Annotated in this window: 21 protein-coding genes; 7 read left to right on the top strand and 14 right to left on the bottom strand. The window is 73.2% G+C overall.

The window, feature by feature from the left end:
* The first annotated feature begins 256 nt into the window (after positions 1-256).
* From AB0G28_RS25925 to AB0G28_RS25945, 5 genes are all read left to right on the top strand, one after another.
* Positions 257-583, top strand: coding sequence for a DUF6235 family protein (locus AB0G28_RS25925; RefSeq protein ID WP_361093975.1), 327 nt, complete (start codon positions 257-259; stop codon positions 581-583).
* A 204-nt stretch (positions 584-787) separates the two neighbouring features.
* Complete coding sequence (locus tag AB0G28_RS25930; protein WP_361094127.1) at positions 788-1,273, top strand: DUF6423 family protein; 486 nt, start codon at positions 788-790, stop codon at positions 1,271-1,273.
* Positions 1,270-2,631: an FAD-dependent oxidoreductase gene (locus AB0G28_RS25935; RefSeq protein WP_361093978.1), complete on the top strand. Its 1,362-nt coding sequence runs from the start codon at positions 1,270-1,272 to the stop codon at positions 2,629-2,631. The genes AB0G28_RS25930 and AB0G28_RS25935 overlap by 4 nt, the downstream gene beginning before the upstream one ends.
* Entirely contained in the window at positions 2,624-3,070 is a 447-nt protein-coding gene (locus tag AB0G28_RS25940; RefSeq protein ID WP_361093981.1) for a DUF6187 family protein, read from the top strand. The genes AB0G28_RS25935 and AB0G28_RS25940 overlap by 8 nt, the downstream gene beginning before the upstream one ends.
* Entirely contained in the window at positions 3,042-3,587 is a 546-nt protein-coding gene (locus tag AB0G28_RS25945; protein ID WP_361093984.1) for a peroxidase-related enzyme, read from the top strand. The genes AB0G28_RS25940 and AB0G28_RS25945 overlap by 29 nt, the downstream gene beginning before the upstream one ends.
* Positions 3,588-3,638: 51 nt before the next feature.
* Here AB0G28_RS25945 and AB0G28_RS25950 read toward each other — a convergent pair whose 3' ends face one another.
* Together AB0G28_RS25950 and AB0G28_RS25955 are read right to left on the bottom strand one after the other, a co-directional pair.
* On the bottom strand, positions 3,639-4,133 hold the full coding sequence (locus AB0G28_RS25950; RefSeq protein ID WP_361093987.1) for an SgcJ/EcaC family oxidoreductase: 495 nt from the start codon (positions 4,131-4,133) through the stop codon (positions 3,639-3,641).
* The gene (locus AB0G28_RS25955; RefSeq protein WP_361093990.1) at positions 4,130-4,600 is read right to left on the bottom strand and encodes an SgcJ/EcaC family oxidoreductase; all 471 of its coding nucleotides are present in this window, start codon (positions 4,598-4,600) and stop codon (positions 4,130-4,132) included. Before AB0G28_RS25955 ends, AB0G28_RS25950 begins: the two co-directional genes overlap by 4 nt.
* A gap of 238 nt (positions 4,601-4,838) precedes the next feature.
* Here AB0G28_RS25955 and AB0G28_RS25960 point away from each other — a divergent pair, with 238 nt between their 5' ends.
* Together AB0G28_RS25960 and tpx are read left to right on the top strand one after the other, a co-directional pair.
* Positions 4,839-5,300, top strand: coding sequence for an SgcJ/EcaC family oxidoreductase (locus AB0G28_RS25960; RefSeq protein WP_361093993.1), 462 nt, complete (start codon positions 4,839-4,841; stop codon positions 5,298-5,300).
* Positions 5,301-5,311: 11 nt separating this feature from the next.
* Positions 5,312-5,848: a thiol peroxidase gene (gene tpx, locus AB0G28_RS25965; protein WP_361093996.1), complete on the top strand. Its 537-nt coding sequence runs from the start codon at positions 5,312-5,314 to the stop codon at positions 5,846-5,848.
* A 173-nt stretch (positions 5,849-6,021) separates the two neighbouring features.
* On the opposite strand, the gene AB0G28_RS25970 is transcribed toward tpx, so the two are convergent.
* The 12 genes from AB0G28_RS25970 to AB0G28_RS26025 all read right to left on the bottom strand — a co-directional run bounded on the left by AB0G28_RS25970 (position 6,022) and on the right by AB0G28_RS26025 (position 21,872).
* Complete coding sequence (locus AB0G28_RS25970; protein WP_361093999.1) at positions 6,022-6,213, bottom strand: acyl-CoA carboxylase epsilon subunit; 192 nt, start codon at positions 6,211-6,213, stop codon at positions 6,022-6,024.
* A 17-nt stretch (positions 6,214-6,230) separates the two neighbouring features.
* The gene (locus AB0G28_RS25975) at positions 6,231-7,925 is read right to left on the bottom strand and encodes an acyl-CoA carboxylase subunit beta (RefSeq protein WP_361094002.1); all 1,695 of its coding nucleotides are present in this window, start codon (positions 7,923-7,925) and stop codon (positions 6,231-6,233) included.
* Complete coding sequence (locus AB0G28_RS25980) at positions 7,922-8,119, bottom strand: DUF6222 family protein (protein ID WP_361094005.1); 198 nt, start codon at positions 8,117-8,119, stop codon at positions 7,922-7,924. Before AB0G28_RS25980 ends, AB0G28_RS25975 begins: the two co-directional genes overlap by 4 nt.
* A gap of 77 nt (positions 8,120-8,196) precedes the next feature.
* On the bottom strand, positions 8,197-8,766 hold the full coding sequence (locus tag AB0G28_RS25985; RefSeq protein WP_361094008.1) for a flavin reductase family protein: 570 nt from the start codon (positions 8,764-8,766) through the stop codon (positions 8,197-8,199).
* A 1-nt stretch (position 8,767) separates the two neighbouring features.
* Positions 8,768-9,220, bottom strand: a complete 453-nt coding sequence (locus AB0G28_RS25990) for an acyl-CoA thioesterase (RefSeq protein WP_361094011.1) — start codon at positions 9,218-9,220, stop codon at positions 8,768-8,770.
* 2 nt (positions 9,221-9,222) lie between these two features.
* A complete protein-coding gene (locus AB0G28_RS25995) occupies positions 9,223-15,051 on the bottom strand; it encodes a type I polyketide synthase (RefSeq protein WP_361094014.1) in 5,829 nt (1,942 codons plus the stop codon).
* Between the two features lie 239 nt (positions 15,052-15,290).
* Positions 15,291-16,085, bottom strand: coding sequence for a TIGR03084 family metal-binding protein (locus AB0G28_RS26000; protein WP_361094017.1), 795 nt, complete (start codon positions 16,083-16,085; stop codon positions 15,291-15,293).
* A 117-nt stretch (positions 16,086-16,202) separates the two neighbouring features.
* Positions 16,203-17,243 (bottom strand): carboxymuconolactone decarboxylase family protein, encoded by a 1,041-nt coding sequence (locus AB0G28_RS26005; protein WP_361094020.1) that lies wholly within the window; start codon positions 17,241-17,243, stop codon positions 16,203-16,205.
* A gap of 8 nt (positions 17,244-17,251) precedes the next feature.
* Complete coding sequence (locus tag AB0G28_RS26010; RefSeq protein WP_361094023.1) at positions 17,252-18,904, bottom strand: GMC family oxidoreductase; 1,653 nt, start codon at positions 18,902-18,904, stop codon at positions 17,252-17,254.
* Positions 18,901-19,470: a DUF5987 family protein gene (locus tag AB0G28_RS26015; protein ID WP_361094026.1), complete on the bottom strand. Its 570-nt coding sequence runs from the start codon at positions 19,468-19,470 to the stop codon at positions 18,901-18,903. The genes AB0G28_RS26010 and AB0G28_RS26015 overlap by 4 nt, the downstream gene beginning before the upstream one ends.
* A gap of 33 nt (positions 19,471-19,503) precedes the next feature.
* Positions 19,504-20,877 carry a cytochrome P450 gene (locus tag AB0G28_RS26020; protein ID WP_361094029.1) on the bottom strand — a complete coding sequence of 458 codons (1,374 nt, stop codon included), beginning with the start codon at positions 20,875-20,877 and terminating at the stop codon, positions 19,504-19,506.
* Complete coding sequence (locus tag AB0G28_RS26025) at positions 20,874-21,872, bottom strand: enediyne biosynthesis protein (RefSeq protein WP_361094032.1); 999 nt, start codon at positions 21,870-21,872, stop codon at positions 20,874-20,876. Before AB0G28_RS26025 ends, AB0G28_RS26020 begins: the two co-directional genes overlap by 4 nt.

The raw sequence follows: 21,872 nt of genomic DNA on the forward strand, positions 1-21,872 counted from the left end.
CGGTGGGTCGTCCGTGCTTCGTCACACCACTCCAGCTCACCGCACCGGCCGAGCGCGCCGCGTCTCGCGCGCTGCGCACCTCCCGGCGGCCACGGTGGGCAACTTCGAAGATGACCACGGTCGCGGCCGGCCCCAGACTTGAAGTGATACCGCTCCGGAGGACGAGAGGAGCCTCCGGCCGTCCACACGGCGGGCCGTCACGCGCACGCCCGGGCCCGCTCCAGCCGTCGGCGTGCGCTCGTTGGGAGGCCAGCGGATGGCCATGCGCCTCCAGCTCAGCGCGGGACTCGAGGTGCTCGAAGAGTGGTCGGCCACCGCGAGCCAGGCCGAACGGAACATCGTCTACGAGGCGCTCTTCGCGATCGGCGACGGTTCGGCGTTCCTCATCTACGACGTGTTCGGCGATCCCCAGCAGATCCACAACTTCGCCATCCTGGTCAAAGCCGACCTGATGATCAAAGTGTGCATCCACCGCGGTGAGTCCTTCGAAATCTGCCACATCGGCGTGCTCGACGACGAGACGGCGCTTCCGGACACTCCGGCCAGGCCGGCGGAAGTCGACGTCGACTCCGAAGATCTCTGAGCCGCCGCGATCACCCGCGCGGGCCGAACACCCGTCGTGATCATGTGTTCGTCATCTTGCGATGCCCCGGCCGCTCTGGAATCCTCAGCCTTACTGGGTGGGCAATGGGGGTTCTCGGGGGAACCAAGGAGGCCACACGCAATGTCATCACCGGATTTCGCCGGGCTTGACGTCTCCGGCCGCGTGCGCGCGAAGGACATCCAGCTGGCGGGCGTCGCCGATCTCCGGCGGCGGGTACTGATGATTTCCGGCGCGATCGACACGACCGACCACGACGTTTCGGTGACGGTCAACCTGCCGGAACCCGGGCGCTGGCAGGTCATCAAGTCCGAAACGAACCTGACCGAGCAGACGTGGGTCGCGCTGCAGGTGGTCGTGGACGAGGAGTCCACCTTCGTCGACGATCCCGAATCGCTCGTGATGTCGCGGCAGTTTTCGAAGTCGTTCATGACACCCGACCAGCGCCGCCTGACGTTCTACGGCGGCGAGGTGCGGCCGGGTGAGGCGGTCCTCAAGGTCTACGAGATCGAGACGACCGGCCGGAAGCCGGCCTACTCCTACTCGCGCTACAGCCCCGTGGCCACCGACACGCTGGAGAAGTCCGAGCAGACGCTCGAAGAGCTGGTGACGAACGGGATGCCCCGGCGGCCGATGGTGGAAGTGGTCGTCCCGGTCACCGTGATCGGATGACCGCCGCGCCGGTGACCGGCACCTCGTTCGTCCCCGGACCGCACCTGCTCGGCTCGCCGCGCGGGCGGGACTGGCCACGGCCACCGGCCCCGCCCCGGCCCGGGCGGGACGAGCCGCCACCGCGTGCCGACGTGGTCGTGGTGGGGGCCGGCCCGGCGGGCCTCGCGGTCACCTCGGCGCTGTGGCACCACGGCGTGCGCGACGTCGTCGTCCTGGACCGCGGCGGGCGCGCGTGCGGGCGGTTCTTCGCCCGGACCGACCGGCTGGGCCAGCGCGTGCTGCGCTCGCCGTACGAGCACCACCCCGGGGTCGAGGGGTTCCGCGACTGCGAGCTGCTCGACTTCGCGCGGCTGCACTGGGGACGGCTCACGCCGGTCGAACGCCGCGAAGTGCGCATGGCGCAGGCCGGTCACCGTTCGGTCGTGCCGGTGGACGTGTTCGAGGCGTACTGCGAGCACGTCGCCGCCACGCACGAGGTCGCGGAGAAGACCTGGCGGGCGGTCGTGCGCGAGGTGCTCCCGGCGGACGGCGAGGTCGTCGTGCGGACCGACCGCGGCCCCGTGACCGCCCGCCACGTCGTGCTGTGCCCCGGCGAGGAGCGCGTGGCGGCCCCGCCCTCGTGGTGGGGGGACGGGCCCGTCCCGGCCGGCGTGAGCTACTGGGACGAGCCGGTGCCGCCGGGCGCGGGGCGCCAGGTGGTCGTGGGCGCCGGCCTCACCGCCGCCCACCTCGTCAGCGGGGCCCTCGAAGCCGGGCGCGAGGTGCACTGGGTGGTCCGCGCGGCCGCCGAGCACTACCAGTGCGCCGACGTCAACGCGAAGTTCTTCCGCCCCGAGGGGCGCGCCCGGATCGGCGGCGTGCCCTGGGCGGACCGCCTGGGCCTGTTCGCCCGCTACCGCCGGGCCTCGATCATGTTCGAGTTCCGCCCGGCGCTCGAGCGGGCCGAAGCCGACGGCCGGCTGGTCGTGCACCGCGGCGAGGAGGTCACGCGGGTCGCGGCGGGCCGCGGCGGGACGGTGGAACTGCGGCTGGGCGACGGGCGGCGGGTCGCCGGGGACAACGCCGTGCTCGCGCTGGGCACGAAGCCGGAGATCGGGCTCGGCCTGCTGCCGGCGTCCGCGGTCGGCGCCCGGGACGGCTGGCCGGACCTCGACGAGCGCACGCTCGCCTACACGCGGGCGCCGCGCGTGTCCGTCGTCGGCGCGGCGGCCGGGATGGTGCTCGGGCCGGCGGCCCGCAACATCGACGGCCACCGGGTCGCCACGGCCCGGGTCGCCGACGCGGTCGCCCGCGGCCTGCGCCGCGACGGCGTCGGCGTGGACGCCCTGTCGCGCGGCGAGGTGGGGGCCGGTGTCTGACCCCCGGTTCGACCTGCCGGACCTCGACGTCGCGGCGGAGGAGGAAGCCGGGGTGATCCTGCTCGGCCTCGACCCGGACCGGCTGCTCGCCGGGCTCGGGTTCGCCGAGCTGGCCGACGATCCGGGGCTCGTCACCCAGGTCGTCGACCGCGCCCGCCACGGCGGGTTCACGACCGGCCACGCCGAGCTGGTCGCCGGCGGCGCCCGCCGGTGGCGGCGGCTGCGGCCGGCGATCGCGGCGGTGCCGGCGAAGGTGGCGAGCGGGAGCCTGCGCCGCGAGTGGCGCGACACGACCGCCCGGGTCGCCGTGGCCGTGCCGGACACGGGTCCGGCGTCGCGCGCCTACCTGGCCGCGTGCTGGATCCGCCGCGAAGAAATCGACCGGTTCACCGACCGAGAGGACCGCCGCGATGTCGTACCTCAAATCCCTGCCGGCTGAGACGACCCTGCTGCAGGTCTTCCAGGCGCACCCCGGACCGGCCCGGCACCTGCTCGCGTTCCACGAGACGCTGCTGCGCGGGAACTCGCCGTTCACCGTCGCCGAGCGGGAGATGATCGCCGCCTACGTCTCGGGCGTGAACAGCTGCGGCTACTGCCACGGCATCCACACGGTGACGGCGGAGACCTTCGGCGTGCCCGCCGGGGTGCTCGCGGCCGCGGTCGCGGACCTCGACAGCGCGCCGGTGCCCGAAAAGCTGAAGCCGGTGCTGGCCTACGCCGGCAAGCTGACCCGCACGCCGTCGCGAATGACCGAAGCCGACGCCGACGCCGTGTTCGCGGCGGGCTGGGACGAGCACGCGCTGCACGACGCCGTGCTCGTCTGCGCGCTGTTCAACTTCATGAACCGGATGGTCGAAGGGCTCGGGATCCGAGCCGACGAGGCGTACGCGACGACGTCCGGGGAGCGGCTGGCCGAAGGCGGTTACGCCGGGCTGGCCCGGTTCCTCGGCGACTGAGCGCTCCGGTACGCGGAAGAGCCCGCCGGCCCGCGGGCTCTTCCGCGCCGATCAGCCCTTGACCGGGCTGCTCTGGTGCGAGACCAGCCGCGGGCCGTCCTCGGTGCGGGCGATCACCCACACCGCCCGGATCTGGTTCTCCGGCGCGATTTCCGACTCGCCCGGCCGGATGATCCCGCCCTCGGTGATCGCGATGGCGACGTCCGGGGCGAGGAACTTGACGTCCAGCGGCCAGCCGTGCACGCGCGCGCCCTTCAGGGCGCCGTGGAAGGACGCCCGCATGTAGCCGCGGATCTCCTCCCGGCTGACGAGCTGGTTGTCCTGCAGCAGCAGGCTGCCGTTCTCCGTGAAGACGTCGGCGAAGACGTCGGCGTCGTTGCGCGCCCAGGCGTCCTGGATGCGCTGCGGCACCGCCAGGACGGCCTTCTCGTCGGCGCCGGTGAAGTTCCGGTAGAACGACGTGTCCTCCTCGACGCCGTGCGCCGCGAGGATCGCCGGGGCGTCGCCCCAAGCATTGTCCGACACGATGATCTCCTGTCCTGTCACCAGCGCAGGGTCGCGCCGGCGCCGCGGGGGCTGTTCTGGTAGACGGCCAGCTGCCACTCGTTGTCCCGCTTCACGACGACCCAGGTCGAGCGGACGGCGAGCTCGTCGTCGATCTCGGTCTCGCCCGGCGCGAGGATGCCGCCGTGGGTGCGCAGCAGCGCCACGGTGTCCGAGACGAACCGGACGTCGACCGGGCGGCCGGTGACGCCGGTGCCCTTGAACGGCCCGGCGTAGGCGGCGGTCATGAACGAGCCGATCTCGTCACGGCCCTTCTTCAGCACGTCGCCGGGCAGGATCAGCACACCGTCTTCGGTGAAGCACTTGGCGACGCCGTAGCCGTCGTTCTTCGACCACGCGGCGACCAGCCGCAGCGGCACGCTGAGGGCCTCTTTCTCTTTGTCCGAGGTGAACGGTCCGTAGTAGGCGTCCAGCCTGGCCTGGTCCTGGGCGGAAGTGGGTGCGGACACAGTACGACTCCTTCGCTCGGTGGGCCGACCACGCATGGGGAACACGATCAGCGCATACGCGGAAATGGTCGCAAGCCCGGCGGCCCGCGAACGTCTTCTCGGTTGCCGCAGGGGCATTCCCGGCCCGCGCAGCGGAGAAGACGCGGGGAGCCCGCGCGCCGGACGATCCTGGTGCGGACAGCGGGCCGCCGTCGCGGCACCGGAGAACCGTCCCGGAAAGTCAGCCAAGGAGAGCCGGATGTCACAGAAGGCATCGTCCCTCGTAGCGGGGGCCAAGCAGTGGGCCACGTACTACGGCAAGTTCACCCAGGGCGAGGAGAGCGCGGCCCTGACCGCGCCACTGCGCGCCCGGGCCGCGTGGGACGCCAACGACGCCGACGCGTTCGCCGACGTGTTCACCGAAAACGGCAGTATTCTCGTCGACGACGAGCAGATCAACGGGCGCGAGGCGATCCGCGCCTTCTTCACCGAGGCGTTCGCCGACGGCGGCGCCCTCGCCGGCACGCGGATCGTCACCGACCCGATCGAGATCAAGGTCGTCGAGCCGGGCGTGGCCGTGGTGATCACCGACGGCGGTGTCCTGCACGGCGCCGAGACGGCCGTGCCGGCGCAGCAGACCGTGCGCGGCAGCTGGGTCACCGTGCGGGAGGGCGAAGAGTGGCGTCTCGTTTCCCAGCAGACCAGCCCGGTCAAGGGCTGAGCGGGGGCGAGATGACGACCGAACGCAAGGGAGCCACGACCTTCCGCGGGCGCCCGGTGACCCTCGTCGGCCCGGAGCTCGCCGCGGGCGACCCGGCACCCGACTGCACGGTGCTGGCCGGTGACATGTCGCCGGTGCGGTTCGCCGGCCTGACCGGGACGCGCGTGATCTCGGTCGTGCCGTCCCTCGAGACGCCGGTCTGCGACCTCCAGACGCGCCGCTTCAACGAAGCCGTCGCCGAACTGGGCGAGGCCTCGGTGCTGACGGTGTCGGTCGACCTGCCCTTCGCCCAGGCACGCTGGTGCGGCGCGGCCGGGGTTTCCGGGGTCCGCGTGCTGTCCGACCACCGCGACGTCTCGTTCGGCCGGGCGTACGGCGTGCTCGTCAAGGAGTTCCGCCTGCTGGCCCGGGCGGTGTTCGTGGTGGACGCGACGGGCACGCTCGTCCACACCGAGTACGTCCCGGCGATCGAGCAGCACCCGGACTACGACGCCGCCCTCGCCGCGGCCCGCGAAGCGGAGCGGCACCGCCTCGCCCGCGCGGCGTGAACCACGAAGGCCGTCACCGCGACGCGGTGACGGCCTTCGTCCGTCCAAACGGGAATCACGGGCATCACGCGTGATCAGAGGGGACACAAGCGTGATGGGAAGGCCATCACCGCGATGCCCCTCCAATCACGAGAGATGACCCTCCAATCACGGATGATGCCCCTCGGCGCACGTCAGCCGGGCAGTCCGGATCGCCGCCACGCTCCGGGGAACGCGCGTGAGCCGGGCGGGACCGGGCGGGACCACCACGACCGGTCAGGCCGCCGCGGCGGCGGCCGGCGGGCCGTCAGGGCCGCCACGGCCGCGACCAGCGCGGCCAGTTCGTGGTCGTCCGGGTTTCCCCGTGCCACCCGCAGTTCGTCCACTGTGTCCTCCCGGCGGCTCAGATCGGCTGGTTCCCGTGCTTGCGGGCGGGGCCCGGCTTGCGCTTGTCCCGCAGCATGGCCAGGCCCCTGGCCACCGCCGCCCGGGTGTCGGCCGGGTCGATGATGTCGTCGACCAGGCCGCGTTCCGCGGCGTAGTGCGGATCCAGGTACTCCCGCGTGTAGTCGGCCACCAGCCGCGCCCGCAGGGCCGCGGGGTCGGCCGCCGCCGCGAGCTCGCGGCGGTGCAGGACGTTCACCGCGCCTTCCGCGCCCAGCACGGCGATCTGGTTCGTCGGCCACGCCAGCGAAAGGTCCGTGCCGATCGACCGCGAGTCCATGACGATGTACGCGCCGCCGTAGGCCTTCCGCACGATCACCTGGATCCGCGGCACGGTCGCCTCGCAGTAGGCGTGCAGCAGCTGCGCGCCCTGGCGGATGATCCCGCCCTGTTCCTGCTCGACGCCCGGCAGGAAGCCGGGCACGTCGACGAAGCTGACGAGCGGGATGCCGAAGGCGTCGCAGAACCGCACGAACCGCGCGGCCTTCTGGGACGCGGGGCCGTCGAGCACGCCCGCGAAGACCGCCGGCTGGTTGCCGACCAGCCCGGTCACGCGGCCGTCGATCCGGGCCAGCGCGCACAGCACGTTGCGCGCCCAGCCTTCGTGGAGTTCGAAGAACTCGCCGTCGTCGACGACTTCGGCGAACACGTCCCGCATGTCGTACGGCCGGTTGTGCTCGACCGGGACGATGCCGGCCAGCCGCGGCCGGTGGTCGTTCTTCGCCCCGGTGCCCGCCGTCGCCGGGGGCGGCTCGAGGTAGTTCGACGGCAGCAGCGAAACCAGGTAGCGGACGTCGGCCAGGCAGGTTTCCTCGTCGTCGTGCACGACCGTGGCCACGCCGGAGCGCGAACCGTGCACGTCCGCGCCGCCGAGCTCCTCGTGCGTCACGCGCCGCCCGCTGACCGCCTCGACGACGTCCGGGCCGGTGAGGTACATCCGCGCGGTGTCCCGCACCATGAACGTGAAGTCCGCCAGCGCGGGCGAATAGGCGGCGCCGCCCGCGCACGGTCCCAGGATGACGCTGATCTGCGGGATCACCCCGGACGCCTCGACCTGGCGGCGGAAGATCCCGCCGTACCCGTCGAGGGCGAGCACGCCCTCCTGGATCCGCGCGCCCCCGCTGTCGTTCAGCCCGATCACCGGGGCGCCGTTGGCGATCGCGAGGTCGAGGACCTTGTGGATCTTGGCCGCGTGCGCTTCGCCGAGCGAACCGCCGAAGACGGTGAAGTCCTGGGCGTAGACGAAGACCTGCCGCCCGTCGATGGTGCCGGCCCCGGCGACGACGCCGTCGGTGTGCGGCCGGTTCGCCGCGAGACCGGGACCGTCCGAGCGGTGCCGGCGGTAGGGCTCGAGCTCGACGAAGGAGTCGTCGTCGAGCAGCAGGCCGAGACGTTCGCGGGCGGTCAGCTTCCCGTTCGCGTGCTGCCGCCGGACCGCTTCGGGCCGGCCGGCGGCGATCCGGGTGCGCAGTTCCTCGCGCTGCCGCCGCAGCAGGGGCATGTCCGGCTCGGCCGGCGGTGCCAGGTCGATCACCCGGGCGTCGCCGTCGTCGACGCGGACGAGCCGGCGGCGGCCCTGCTGCGCCGCCACCGGCACCGGCACCACCTCGGTGTCGTCGGCGCGCTGCGCGCCGGAGTCGCGCGCAGCGCTCACGCGGCATCCCTCATCCGGACGTCGGCGGCCTCGCGGTCCCGCTCGATCTCGGCGACGACGTCCGACCACACGATCCCGCGGCCGAGCCGCGGGATCGCGCGGACCCCGCCGTCCACCGGCACCGGCGGTGCCGCCGGCCAGGTCTGCGCGGCCGGGGTCGCGGCGGTGTCGCCGGTGGCTCCGCTGGCGGTCATGTCGGTCCTCCTCGCTCGGGCCGGCCCCGCACCGGGACCGGGCGTCTTCGTGCGGCCGATCGGTGGTTCGCGCGTGGTCAGGCGGCGCGGGCCCGCCCGTCGACCTCGTGGTAGCGGCCGCCGTAGAAGACCAGCGCGTGCTCGCCCGTGCCGCGGCCGGCGGCGACCACCCGGCCCAGGAAGATCGAGTGGTCGCCGCCCGCCAGCACCTGGGCCAGCTCGCACTCCAGCCACGCCAGCGTGCCGGTCAGCAGCGGCGCGCCGGTCTTGGCGCCCGCCGCCCACTCCACCGCGTCGAACTGGGCCATCCCGTCGGGACGCCGCCAGTCGGCGAAGTAGCTCGAGAGCTCCTGCTGCTCGGCGGCGAGGATGTTCACCGCGAACGAGCCCGCGGTGACGACGGCCGTGTGCATCCTCGCGGCCTTGGACACGCAGCAGAGCACCAGCGGCGGCTCCAGCGACACCGACGAAAACGCGTTGGCGGTCATCCCGTGCGCGTCGTCGCCGCCGGCGGTGAGCACGGTGACGCCGGTGGCGAACTGGGCCAGCACCTGCCGCAGCGCGGGCTGTTCCGAGAGCCCGCGGCGCGCGGGCGAGGCCGGCAGCCGCTTCAGCACCCCCCGCCCGGGGGCCGGATCGCTCGCCACGTCAGACTCCCCTGCCGTTCACGGCGCCTTCGGTCGCGTAGGGCGCCAGGGCTTCGAGGAGCTGCTCGGGGACCCGCGACGGCACCGTCGCCGTGTTCGGCCCGCGCATGCAGGCGATCCGCTGCCGCCCGCGGGCGACCAGGCGCTCGCCGTCCGGGTGCAGGTGGACGTAGTCGAACGTGAACTGGATCTGGGTCTGCGTCAGCTCCTCCAGCCGCAGCCGGATGGACAGCTCGTCGAACGCGGTGATCTCCGCGAAGAACTCGCATTCGACCTTGAGCGTGAACAGCTTGAGGTCGGCGCGAACTTCCTCGAGCACGGCCGGGGCCTTCTCCTTGAGGAACATCTCGCGGCACCGGCCCTGCCAGCGCACGTAGTTCACGTAGTAGACGTTGCCCACCAGGTTGGTCTCTTCGAAGCCGACCGTGTGGCGGATCTCGTAGTAGTCGGACATCTTCAGTTCCCCTCTGCGTGGAGCACCGCGAAGACGATCGGGTCGGGGCGGCCGTTGACGGTGGCCGACCAGGTGGCGATCCGGGCGTCGCCGGAGGCCAGCAGCGCCCACCCGTCGGCGTCGACCTGGCGCACGGTCAGGGCCTGGGTCATGGAGCCGGTCTTGCGGACGCACTCCAGCGCGCTCCAGACCCGCGTGTTGGCCACGCCGGCCGGTTCGCCGGTGTCCGCGGCCAGCAGCCGGCCGAGGGCGAGGAGCTCTTCGCCCAGCAGCCCGGCCCAGTCCTCTTCGGACCGTTCGACCGCCGTCTCGATGTCGCAGGCGAGCGGGCCGGTGCCGGTCACCACGAGGGTCAGCCGCGACGTGTGCGACGCCGTGACGTCCGCGCCGTCGAGCTCGGGCTTGCCGTCGGGGCGGTACCGGATCGAGACGGGCCGGTCCAGCGCGCGGCCGGCGGCCAGGGCCGTCTGCGCCCGGCGTTCGGCGATGCCTTCGGCGGGGGCGTCGACCGGGTCCGGTTCCAGCACCACCGCCCGCCGCCCGCCGAGCAGCCGCTCGCAGGACCGCTCCAGGTACGAACCGAGCATCGACGGGACCCAGGGGCCCGCGCCGTCACGCTTGCGGACCGCGCGCAGCTTGAGCCCTTCCCAGCGCTCCACCACGGTGCCGTCCGGGTTGCGGACGTCGAGGTCGTAGACGTAGCTGTCGCCATCCTGCGACCGCTCCCGGGCGTCCAGCAGCACGTAGTCCTCGTGCTGGCTGCCCGGCTCGGCCAGGTAAAGCCGCTCGACGCCCTGCGGCAGCAGGGTGGCGTCCGGGACGCAGCACTGGATGGCGTGCATCATCGCGTCCCGGGTCCCCGGGTCGGCGAGCAGCCGGTCCTGCGGCAGGAACGGCGCGAACCAGTCGACGTCGGCCGTGGTCGCGATCTCGGCGACGGCGTGCCGGGCGCTGGCGCGGCGGTAGCCCAGCACGCGCTGGAACCGCTTGCCCTGGAACAGGACGGACCCGTACAGCTCGCTGATCGGCTCCACCGGCACCGCGGGCAGGGCGACGTCGCGGGCCACCCGCTCGCCCAGCGCGTCCGGGCGCGCGAAGTTCAGCCGGGCCCGGAAGTGGTCGGCGCTGAAGCCGGTCTCCTCGCTGCGGAGCACGACGTCCACCGTCTCGGCGTCACGGGCCAGCGTGGCCAGCCGGATCGTGGTCGTCCCGCCCGGCGACACGATGATCGGCCGGAGGAACTCGACGTCCTCGAACACCGGGACGCCGGTGCGGCCGAGGGTGGCCGCGGCCGCCTGCGTCATCGCCTCCATGCCGAGCACCGCCGGGAACAGCAGCTGCCCGTCGAGCAGGTGGTCGGCCAGGTACGGGTCGCTGCCCGCGGACAGGTCGGCCTCGGTGATCAGCTCGACGCCCGGGTAGTGCACGACCGCGCGGTCGACGAACCGGGTCAGCGGCAGCTCGCGCTTCCGGATCGGCAGCGTGGCCAGGCCCGCCGTGCGGCCGCAGACCACCAGCACCGGCGGCGTGGCCGGGTCGGCCAGCACCTGGCGGAGGATGGCGATGCCCTCCTCGGTGGGGATCGGCGTGATGCCGTCGCGCATGAGGGCGGACACGACGCCGAGCTTCTCGCCCATGCCGGTGCCCGACCAGACCGACCACTCCAGCGCGATCGCCCGCGCCCGCGGGTGTTCCCGGCCGAAGCGCAGGGTCAGCTCGGTCATCCAGTCGTTCGCCGTGGCGTAGTGCGCTTCGCCGCGCAGGCCCGCCCGGCCGATGATGCTGCCGAAGGTGACCAGCAGCTTGATGCGGTCCTGGTCGACCGCGGCCAGCACCGCCTCGAGCCCGCCGATCTTCGGGGCGAGGGTCTTGCGGAAGCTGTCCTCGGTCAGGCTGAACAGGGCGGCCGGCTCGTTGCGGCCGGCGCCGTGCAGGATCGCGGTCACCGGGCCGAACGCGGCTTCGATCCGGGCGACGGCCTCGGCCACCTGCGCCGCGTCCGTGACGTCGGCCCGCTCGTAGCGGTAGCGGATGCCGACCGCTTCCATCCGGTCGAGGTTCTCGGCCAGCTCGGCGTCGGCCTCGGGGTCGCTGCGGCCCAGCAGGGCCAGCCGGGCGCCGGAGTCCTTGGCCAGCGCCAGTGCGCTCTCCGCGGTGATGCCCTTGCCGCCGCCGGTGACGAGCAGGACGTCGCTTCGGTCCAGGGCCTCGCCGACCGGGCCGGACGGCGCGGCGGGCAGCGCGGCCAGCCGCGGCACGGTCCGGCCGCCATCGGCGTCGTAGCGCGCTTCGGTGAAGTCCGTGGTGGCCGCGACCTCGGCGACCACCGCCGCCACGGCGGCCTCCACCGCGGCGGGATCGCCGGGTTCCGGGTCGGCCAGGTCGACGATGGTGGTCTTCGCCGACGGGTCCTCCAGGCGCAGCGTCTTGGCCAGGCCGGCGGCGCCGTAGCCGTGGTGCACCACGACGAACCGGGTCCCGGTGGGGGCGGCCATCACGGCGCGGCCGGCTTCGAGGAACAACCCCACGTTGCCGGCGTCGCAGTCCGAAGGCAGGCAGAGCACGACGCCGTCCCCGGCGCCGGCGGCGGACAGCGCCGCCCGCAGCGGCTCGGCCAGCGGGTGCCCGGGGGTCGCGAAGACCTGCCACTGGGCACTGCCGCCCGCCGCGAGACCGGCGGCGGCCGGACGCGGCGCGGGCACGTACTCGAGGGAGAACGGCCGGACCCACGGGCCGACGCCCGGCGCCTCACCCTGGGCCGCCGGGTCCGCCGTGCCCGCCGTCTGCGCCAGCTCGTCGATCATCTCGGCCAGCTCGCCGAGGCAGACGGTCGCGAAGTTGGGCATGCCCTCCAGCGGCGGGCGGCCCAGCGCCCGGGTGACGTCGTTGACGAGCTGGCCGACCGTGATCGACGACAGGTGCAGGTCGTCCAGCGGGTGCGTGTCCGCGGTGACCGTCTCCAGCGGGAGCTCGACGCGGTCGGCGGCGAGCTGGCGGAGCAGGTCGAGGGTGGAGCTGCCGCCGTCGGCCGCGTCGGCGTCGCCTTCGGCCTCGGCCTGCGCCTTCTCGGTGGCGAGCTCGGCGGCGAGCTCCGCGTCGATGGCCGGCGCGGTCTCGCACGGGCTGGCCAGGAAGCGGAACACGCCGTCCTCGGGCAGGGGCCGCGTCACCCGGCCGGCGAAGAGCGCCTCGACCGCGATGGGGGTGCCGAGGGCGAACGCCGCGCCGAGCACCCGCAGCAGCGGGGCCAGTGACGCGTTGTCGGTGTCGATCGCCAGCACCGGGGTGTCCGGGGCGATCTCCTCGAACAGCCCGGTCAGCACCCGGCCGGGCCCGACCTCGATGACGAGGTCGCTGCGCTCGGCCAGCCGGGCCGCGGCCTCGCGGAACCGCACGGGCAGCACGATCTGCTCCCGCAGCAGTTCGGGCAGGTCTTCGGCGGCGTGGAGCAGATCGCCGCTGACCGTCGAAACGACCGGCCGCTCGAGCCGGGCGAAGCCGAATTCGCCGAGCCGTTCGGTCATCGCCCGGGCCGCGGGCTGGACGGCGGGCGAGTGGAAGGCGTGCGAGACCTTGAGCCGGGACGCGCCCACCCCCTGGGCCTTCGCCCGCGCCACGATCCGCTCGATCGACTCGGCCGGACCGGACAGGACCGTCTGCTGGGGGGCGTTGTAGCCGGCGATGACGACGTCGTCGCCGAGCCCCAGCTCCTCGACCCGGCCGGGCGAGGCCGCGATCCCGGCCATCGCACCGCCGTCGTCGCCGGAGGTCGCCGCCATCACCTCGCCGCGCACCTTGGCCAGCTGGAGCACGGCCCGCTCGTCCAGCGCGCCGCCCCAGTGCAGGGCGGTCAGCTCGCCGAGGCTGTGCCCGGTCGCCGAGTCGGCTTCGATGCCGAACCCGCGCAGCACGCGCAGCCCGCCGAGCGAGCCGGCGACGATGCGGGGCTGAGCCACCTCGGTCGCGACCTGGTCGCCGCCGGAGGGCAGCCCGGCCGCCCGGTGGATCTCCGCGGCCGCGGGGAACCGGCGCCGGAGCGCGGACTCCCCGCCGCGGCCGGAGCCCTGGCCCGGGAACAGGTAGCCGATCTTCGGTGCCGACGTGCGGCTGCTCGAGAAAATCCCTTCGCCGGCGGAGAACACGGAGTCGCCGGACTCCAGCTCCGCCAGGAGCCTGGTGAGCCGCTGGGCGGCCTGCTCGGGGTCCGCGGCGACGACGGCCGCGCGCACCGGCCGGTCCGCGAGCTCGCCGGCCAGCTGCCCGGCCAGGTCCGTCAGCTCCGCGAAGGACAGCTTCGGCACGAATTCGAGCACCGCCGCGATCCGGCCGCGGAGGGTGGCGAGGTCGTCGGCGTCGAACAGCAGCAGCTCGGCGTCCTGCCGTCCGGAGACCAGCGCGCGGGAGCGCTCGTCGAGCTCGCGGCGGCGGGCGGCGAAGGGCGCTTCGGTGACGGTGACGTGCGAGTTGACGCCGCCGAAGCCCATCGCCGAAACCCCGGCGCGCACCGGCTGGTCGGCCGGCCACAGCGTCGCTTCGCGCGGGACGTACATCCGGGCCGACGAGCCGGTCAGCGACTCGTGCGGCTCGTAGTGCCCGGTTCCCGGCGGGATGACCTGGTGGTGCACCGCGAGCGTCGCCTTGATCAGGCCCGCCACCCCGGCGGCGGCCTTCGTGTGGCCGATGTTGCCCTTGATGGTCGACAGCGCCGCGGGCTTCGCGAGCGGGTCCGCGTCGCGGCGGGCCGTCGACAGCGCCTCGATCTCGGTGGCGTCGCCCAGCGCGGTGCCGGTGCCGTGCCCTTCGAAGTAGGAGACGGTTTCGACGCCGTAGCCCGCGCGCTGGTACGCGCGCCGGAGGGCCAGCCGGTGCCCGGCCGCCTCGGGCCGCGTGATGCCGCCCTTGCCGTCCGAGGACACGCCCCAGCCGCCGATCGAGGCGTAGATGCGCTTGTTCTGCTCGATGGCGTCGGATTCGCGCATCAGCACGAGCATGCCGGAGCCTTCGCCCGGCCAGAAGCCGTTCGAGTCGGCGTCGTAGACCTTCATCTCGCGCTTGGCCAGCGCGCCGGTCTTCGCGAAGCCGATCACCTCGAACGGGTCGATCGACAGGTCGACCCCGCCGGCGACGGCGAGGTCGAGGTCGCCTTGGGCGAGCGCGTTGGCCGCGGTGACGACCGACAGCAGGGACGAGGAGCAGGCACCGTCCACAGTGAACCCGCCGCCGCCGAAGTCGAAGTAGTTGCACACGCGCCCGGCGATGGTGTTCGCCAGGCCGCCGGCCAGGCTGTCCTCGTTGATCTCCGGGAACGGCTCCTTGTACTGGACCTCGAGCTCGCGGAGGAACTCGGCGGTCTCCTCGTCGCCCCAGCCCTTCCCGGCCAGCGCGGCGGCGACCGTGCGGCGCACGTACGGCCAGCGCAGGCGCATGATGTTGGCGCGGGAGAACTCGCCGGTCAGGCTGTTGCCGATGACGACGCCGGTGGACGTCTTCGGGGCGCCGTCGCCGTCGGCGAACCCGGCGTCGGCCAGCGCCGCCGCGGCGACCTCCAGGGCCAGCCAGTGCGTGGTGTCGGTGGCCCGGAAGGTGCTGCCGGCGATCTTGTGTGCCACCCGGTCGAACTCGTAGCCCCGCAGCACCGCCGCCTTCTGGGCGTAGAAGCGGTCCGGTGCCTTCGGGTCCGGCGAGTAGTAGTCGGCCCGGTTCATCCGCTCTTCGGGCAGCCGGCGGAACGCCCTGCGGCCGGCCAGCACGTTCTCCCAGAGTTCCGCCGGGGAACTCGCGTCGGGGTACTTCAGGCCGATCCCGACGATCGAAATCCGCTCAACGCTCATGCCACCGCACTCCCACTGGCTCTTCAAACCCCGTTCGCCGGGACTCGCACGGCCCCGCCGGCTTCCGATGCCGGTTCCTCCCGCGCCGGTCCCGGCGCGGCCGTTGCCTGGCTGCCCGCGTCACGGGCGATCCGTTCCAGCATGGCCGCTCACCGGTCCGGCGGTCTTCTCGGTTCCTGCCCGCGGCCTGCGGAAGAGCATGCCGGGACAAGGGAATCCGCCTCGCCGCGAAGAACGCCTCAGCGGGCGAACTGGCCCGGCTGCCTGCCTTCGCCCGCGGGCCCGCGATAGGCCTGCGCGATGTCCAGCCACTCCTGCGCCCGCGCGCCTTCCGCGCGCACGTCGAGGTCGGTGTGGTGCCGCCGGCGCGTGACGAGCAGGCAGAAGTCCTCGGCGCCACCGACGATCCGCTGCGCCGCGTCCGGCGGCCCGAAGGTCCAGACCGCGCCGGACGGGCCGGTCAGCTCGTAGCGGAACTCTTCGGCGGGCGGGGTCAGTCCCCGTGCCTCGTAACCGAAGTCGCGGACTCGCACGGCGAAGCCGCACAGGTGCTTGATCCGGTCGGTCCGCACCGGCCGCACGCCGAGGGCGTCGGCGACGTCCTGGCCGTGGCCGAACAGCTCCATCATCCCGGCGCAGGCGAGCACGTACGGGGGCAGCGGGTTGACCAGCCACGGCACCAGCTGGTCGCCGGGCACCGCGGCGAGGGCCTTGATGCCCGCGTCGCGCTCGGCGCGCCAGCGGGTCAGCAGAGCTTCGGCGGGGTCGTGGATGTACTCCTGCAGGGCCGCTTCGACCGCGACGTCGAGGCCGCCGGTCAGCGAAGCCGTGAGCTGCTTGAACGCTTCGGGCTGGGCGGCCGCGAGCCCGGCGATCCGGAAGATGAAGGCGAGGTGGCCGATCTGGTGCCGGACGCGCCACCCCGGCGCGGGCGTCGGGGTGTCCCACGCGTCTTCCGGGAGGTCCGCGACGAGGGCGTCGACCTCGGCGGCCTCGGCGGTCAGGTCGGCGATCACGCCCGTGGTGTCAGTCACCAGTCTGTCCTCTCACCGTTGGTGGGTCTCGGGAAACGGCGACCGTCGCGCCCGGTGACCAGGAACGCGGCCGCGGCCCTTCGATCCTCGCCCGCGGCGGGCGGGACCGTCTTCTCTTCACGGGCGGACCGGCAAGCGGCCGCCCAGTTCCTCCGCGGCGGTGAAAGCGGCCCACGAGGCCGCCTCGACCAGCGTGCGATCGTCCGTCCCTTCGCGACGGACGGCGGCCACGACGTCGGCGTCGACCTGGTAGGCGGCCTTGGCCACCAGCAGCGCGAACCGCCCGGCCGGCCGCTCGGGCGCGGGCAGCTCGGCGACCGCGCCGGTCACCCAGGCGCGGCTCAGCCCCGGCGGGCGGCCGTCCCACGCCTTGACCTCGCGGCGGACCAGGTCCCGCACGCGCGGCGGCAGCACCCGTTCCCCGGCGGCTTCGAACCCGGCCGCGACGCGCGCGAACGCGTCGTCGAGGATCCCGCCCGGGACGGCCCAGCCCGGGCCGTCGGTCGCCGACGGCGGCAGCAGCGGCAGGGACAGCCCGGCGGCCGGGGGTTCCCCGGGTTTCAGGAAGAACCCGAGGACGGCCTTCGCCTTCCCGCGCGCGGACGGCGGGACGCCGTCCGGCAAGGGCGAGGGCCCGAGGAAAACGCTCACCACCCGGTTGAGGTAGTGGAACGCCACGGCGACCGAGGTCAGTTCGGCCGCCGCGGCCGGGGTCACGGCGGCGGGCAACGGGCCCGCGCCCCGCGACCACGCGGCGAGCGCGCGCGTGCGCGGGTCGGCGATCGCGGCCGGGTCGCCCGCCCCGATCGCCGCCGCCGCGGCGGTCTCGCCCAGCGCGCCCAGCGCCATCCCGTGCACTTCCACGCAGTACGGGCACGAATTGGCCGCCGACACCGCCGAAGCGACCACTTCCCGTTCCGCGCGGGTCGTCAGGCCGCCGGCGACGAGCGACTCGCGCAGCAGCACCCACGCGGCGGCCAGCACCTCCGGCGCGGGCGAGTGCAGGGCGACCGGCGGGGCCAGCATCCCGAAGTCCCGTTCGACCTGCCGGTACACCTCCCGGACCACCCCGCGCGCGTGCCGCGGCCGCACGGCTTCCACGTACTTGACGTCGCGCAGCGTCCGCCGCAGGGCGACGCGCACCGGTCCCGGCGTCATCGGCTGCCTCAGCTCCCGGCCACGAGGTCCAGTTTGGACACCGCGCGCCGCCCGGTGATCGAGCCGTCGGGCGCCGGGGCGCCGTACTTGACGTCGACGCCGCGGGCCTGCAGCGCGCGGACGATGCCGGGGATCGAACGCTCGGCGAGCGCCGCGATGGTCATCGCCGGGTTCACCGTCAGCGCGCCCGGCACCGAAGCGCTGTCGGTGACGAAGATGCCCGGGTGGTGGCGCAGCTCGTGGTTCGGGTGCAGCGCGGACGTGGCCGGGTCGTCCCCGATCCGGCACGACGCCAGCGGGTGCACGGTGTAGGCGCCGACGACGTCGTTGGTCCACGGCGCGACCTTCGCCAGGCCGTCCTTCTCGATGATCGCCTTGCAGTCCGCGTCCGCCAGCGCCCAGCCGCGGCGGGTGTTCTCCGTCGGGTCGTACCGCAGCGATCCGCGCCCGAGCATCTGCTGCGAGATGCGGTAGGCGTTGCCGGTGGGCGGCGGCGCGCCGAAGACGCCCTCGTTGTCGTCCTCGGTCATCAGGAAGATGGTCAGCCAGTTGGCCCACTGCTTGAGGACTTCCTTCTTCTCCGCGCCGAACCAGCGCGGCTCCTCGCCGCCGGGCACCTGGGCCAGGATGGTGCCCAGGCCGGGCGGGAAGTACAGCTGCTCGAGGGAGTACCGCTCGTACTCCGGCAGCGAGCCGTCGAGCTTGTCCCAGTTGGCGACGGTCGGGCCCTTGCCGATGTGGTTGGCGGAGTACACCGGACCGTCCTCACGGGACAGTCCGAGCACTTCGCGGACGCGGTCCTCGTCGATGATCGCGGTGTTGAGCCGCTCGCCGTTGCCGGAGAAGTACCGGCCGACGCCATGGGGCATGGTGCCCAGCGCGGTCTCCGAGCGCTGCAGGATCACCGGCGTGGCGCCGGCCCCGGCGGCGATGATGACGACCTTCGCCTCGAGCACGCCGCTGCCGGTGTGGATCCGGTAGTCCTCTTCGTCGATCAGGTCGAAGTGGACGCGGTAGCCGCCGTCCTCGGTCCGTTCCAGGTGCTGGACCTCGTGCAGCGGCCGGATCTCGGCGCCGTGCGCCAGCGCCGCCGGCAGGTAGTTGGTCAGCATCGACCGCTTCGCGTCGAACTTGCAGCCGGCCATCATGAAGTTGCAGTTCACGCAGTGGTCGTTGTCGACCGCGACCGGCGCCGGGTTCGCCGTGCGCCCGGAGTGGTGGCAGGCCGCGGCCCACAGGCCACCGGCGTAGGAGACGTCGTTCCAGTCCTGCCTGGACACCGGGATCGACTCGTCGACGCGGTCGTACCACGGCTCCAGGGTGTCGCGGGAGATGGCGTGCGGCCACATCCGGCGCCCGATGCTGCCGTGCCGCTCGAACACGAAGCGGGGTGCCCGCGGCATCGCGGCGAAGTACACCACGCTGCCGCCGCCGACGCAGTTGCCGCCGAGCACGCTCATCCCGTCGCCGACGACGAAGTCGAACACCCGGGTGTAGGACGAACCCAGCAGGTAGTCGTGCTCGAAGTCGTTCGCGGCCAGCCACGGCCCCCGCTCGAGCACGGTGACCTTCGCCCCGCCCGCGGCGAGGTGGTACGCGGGGATCGACCCGCCGAATCCGCTGCCGACGATGACGACGTCGGTCTTCTCGACCGTGCTCATGCGGGGCTCCCCGATTCCGTGGTGTCCGGGTGGAGTTCGGCCAGCTTCCGGCCGTAGCCGTACTTCGGGAACCGCCAGAAGCCGTCGGCGTCGGGCGGGGTGTACCCCAGCGCCAGCAGGCCGGGGTGCCCGTCGCGGATGGCTTCGGCGGTGTGGCGGTGGGCGGCGCTGTCGTAGGCCATGTTGCTGAACAGCGCGAGGCTGACCCAGCCGTCCTTTTCCGGGTGGCCGGGCGCGGTCAGCCGCCGCACCAGCTCGCGCCGGTGCGCGTACGGCAGCGCGACGAACGGCGGGACGTCGAAGTCGAGCTCCAGCTCGACTTCACCCGCGTAGGTCTTCGCGTGGTCGTTGAGCGACTGCGCGAGGTAGGGCAGGCCGGCCGTGACGCCGGTCGCGTCGAAGTTCAGCAGCTCCAGCGCGCCCGCCGCCACCGACCCCGGGCCGGGGGCGGCCCCGGCGACCGCGCGGTCCCCGGGGAACCGCTTCTCCCCCGGCACGATCGTGTCCGCGAAGGCCTCGAGGGTGAGGGTCTTGACGCGTTCTTCTTCGGTGGCCTCGGGTTGCACCGGCCTACCTCCTCATCGGATGTCCACTGTGGATCAGGCGGCGCGCGACAGTCCGGCCGCCCGCTCGTGCACGGTCATCGGCAGCCCGCCGCGCACCCGCAGCGAGAGCATGGCTTCGGGCTCGACGCGGTAGCCGGGCAGCTTGCGCAGCCGCAGGCCGCGGGCCACCATCGCGAGCACGAACACCGCCTCCATCACCCCGAGGCTGTTGCCGATGCAGAACCTCGGCCCGGCGCCGAACGGGATGTAGGCGTAGCGCGGCGGCCGCTCGGCCGCGGTGAACCGGCCCGGGTCGAAGCGCTCGGGGTCGGTCCAGAACTGCGGGTGCCGGTGCAGCGTGTAGGGCACGACGACGACGTCGGACCCGGCAGGCACGTGGTACCCGCCGATCTCGTCGTCGGCCTGCGCGATCCGCGGCAGCAGCCACACCGGCGGGTACAGCCGCATGACCTCTTCGACGACCGCCGCCGTGTAGGTCAGCTTCCGCAGGTCGTCGTGGCCGGGCAACCGGTCGCCGAGCACGTCGGCGGCTTCGGCGTGCAGCCGCTCGCCGACCTCCGGGTGCTCGTCGATCAGGTGGAACGCCCAGCCGAGCGTGCTCGCCGTCGTCTCGTGCCCGGCCAGCAGCAGCGTGATCAGCTCGTCGCGCATGCGTTCGCGCGAGGCGCCGTCCCCGGAGCCGGAAGCGATCAGCCGCGACAGCACGTCTTCGCCGTCCTCGACCGGGTTCGCGAGCCGCCGCTCGACCAGCTCGTCGGCGATCCGGCGCAGGTCGTCGCGCGCGGTCCGGAAGTGCAGCTGCTTCTTCAGCGGCACCCACTGCGGGACCATGCTCAGCGTGACCGCCTCGAACATGGCCTGGTCCTGCACGGCCTCGAACGAGTGGCCCAGCGTGTCGTACCCGCCGAGCTCGGCGTCGAGCAGCGTCTTGCCCAGCACGCCGAGCGTCAGCCCGGTCATCTCGTGCAGGATCTCGACGGGCCCGTCGTGCGCGGCCAGCCGTCGCACCAGACTGTCCACTTCGGACGCGACGACGGCGGCCTGGCGCGCGATCCGCTTGGGCTGGAACACCGGCTGGATGGTCCGGCGCTGCCGTCGCCAGGTCTCCCCGTCGCTGGTGAGCAGGCCGTCGCCGAGCGCCCGGCGGGCTTCCTGCAGGCCGATCCCCTTGTGGTAGTTGGCGGCGTTGTCGGCCAGGACGTGCTTGGCCAGGTCCGGGTGGTTGACGAGGTACATCGCCTTCGGCCCGATGGCGATGCGGACGACGTCGCCGTAGTCCTCGGCGCTGTCGCCCATGAGCGCGAGCCGGTCGGTGAACAACTGCTTCAGCAACCGGATGGTCGCCCGGCGCGGCGGCCCGGGCGGCGCGGTGCGCGCCACCCGGGCCTCGTGCGGTGTGCCGGTCATGCCGCGAGAGGCTTCTCGTCGGCGGCGGGCTCGGGCCCGGCGAGCTCGAGCTTGGCCTTCTGCGCGGCCTGGTCGGCCTCGAACTTGATCCGCGCCTTGTTCGAGAAGTGCAGTGCCCACAGGAAGGCCCCGCGGATCAGGCACACGGTCGCGGTGGCCAGGAACAGCCCGTAGGCCACGTGCACGGCGGTGAAGAAGCCGTACGCGAGCGCCACCCCGGCCCCGAACGCGAACTGCGAAACCGGCTTGGACGGCGACGTGCCCGGGTCGGTGACCATGTAGTTCGTGTAGAGCACGAACGCGATCCCGGTGGCCATGCCCAGCGCGCCGGGGATGGCGGTGCCGAAGATCAGGCCACGGGCGACGGCCTGGACGACGAAGAAGCTCAGCCAGCCCGCGACCAGGAACATCCGGCCGGTGAGCATCGCGTTGAGCATCGTGCCTGAGAACAGGATGACGCCGACGATCAGCCAGCCCACCCAGGTGTCCACCTTCTCGCTGAAGTGGTACGGCGGGGCGATGCTCGCCCACGGGAAGACCAGCAGGATGATCGTGATGCCGAAGTTCGACGGGTTCATGTAGTGCCGCATCCGGCCGTACACCGGCGCCTGCAGCACCCACTTCGCGCCGACCGCGACCACCACGCCGAAGACCATGACCTGCCAGCGGTCGTTGACGTAGGTGAGCATGTTGAGCGCGAGACCGGTGATGTGCGCCGGGAACAGGAACTCGACCAGTCCCTTGAACCCGTTGCCGCGGAACCGCACCTCGCGGTGGGTCACCCGGGCGTTGATCGTCTCGAGCGTGATCTCCGTGGCGTACGCGGTCGCCAGCGCGAGGAACGGGTACAGCCACGGCTGCTCGAAGCCGAGCACGGTGTAGCCCAGGATGTTGAAGATCGTGATGGAGATGGCGAACCGCCGCAGCGCGGTGACGACCTTGTTCGTCCGCTTCGGTGGCGCGCTGTCCACTTTGGTCAGAGTCGGGGTGGTCAT

The organism is Amycolatopsis sp. NPDC021455, from assembly GCF_040640995.1.
Lineage (GTDB): Bacteria > Actinomycetota > Actinomycetes > Mycobacteriales > Pseudonocardiaceae > Amycolatopsis.

Excerpts from the sequence above, each read along its gene's own strand:
- AB0G28_RS26020 (WP_361094029.1), bottom strand. The coding sequence starts at position 20,877 with ATGACCGGCACACCGCACGAGGCCCGGGTGGCGCGCACCGCGCCGCCC.
- AB0G28_RS26005 (WP_361094020.1), bottom strand. The coding sequence starts at position 17,243 with ATGACGCCGGGACCGGTGCGCGTCGCCCTGCGGCGGACGCTGCGCGAC.
- AB0G28_RS25935 (WP_361093978.1), top strand. The coding sequence starts at position 1,270 with ATGACCGCCGCGCCGGTGACCGGCACCTCGTTCGTCCCCGGACCGCAC.
- AB0G28_RS25925 (WP_361093975.1), top strand. The coding sequence starts at position 257 with ATGGCCATGCGCCTCCAGCTCAGCGCGGGACTCGAGGTGCTCGAAGAG.
- AB0G28_RS25960 (WP_361093993.1), top strand. The coding sequence starts at position 4,839 with ATGTCACAGAAGGCATCGTCCCTCGTAGCGGGGGCCAAGCAGTGGGCC.
- AB0G28_RS25945 (WP_361093984.1), top strand. The coding sequence starts at position 3,042 with ATGTCGTACCTCAAATCCCTGCCGGCTGAGACGACCCTGCTGCAGGTC.
- AB0G28_RS25980 (WP_361094005.1), bottom strand. The coding sequence starts at position 8,119 with ATGACCGCCAGCGGAGCCACCGGCGACACCGCCGCGACCCCGGCCGCG.
- AB0G28_RS26025 (WP_361094032.1), bottom strand. The coding sequence starts at position 21,872 with ATGACCACCCCGACTCTGACCAAAGTGGACAGCGCGCCACCGAAGCGG.
- tpx (WP_361093996.1), top strand. The coding sequence starts at position 5,312 with ATGACGACCGAACGCAAGGGAGCCACGACCTTCCGCGGGCGCCCGGTG.
- AB0G28_RS25990 (WP_361094011.1), bottom strand. The coding sequence starts at position 9,220 with ATGTCCGACTACTACGAGATCCGCCACACGGTCGGCTTCGAAGAGACC.
- AB0G28_RS25995 (WP_361094014.1), bottom strand. The coding sequence starts at position 15,051 with ATGAGCGTTGAGCGGATTTCGATCGTCGGGATCGGCCTGAAGTACCCC.
- AB0G28_RS26010 (WP_361094023.1), bottom strand. The coding sequence starts at position 18,904 with ATGAGCACGGTCGAGAAGACCGACGTCGTCATCGTCGGCAGCGGATTC.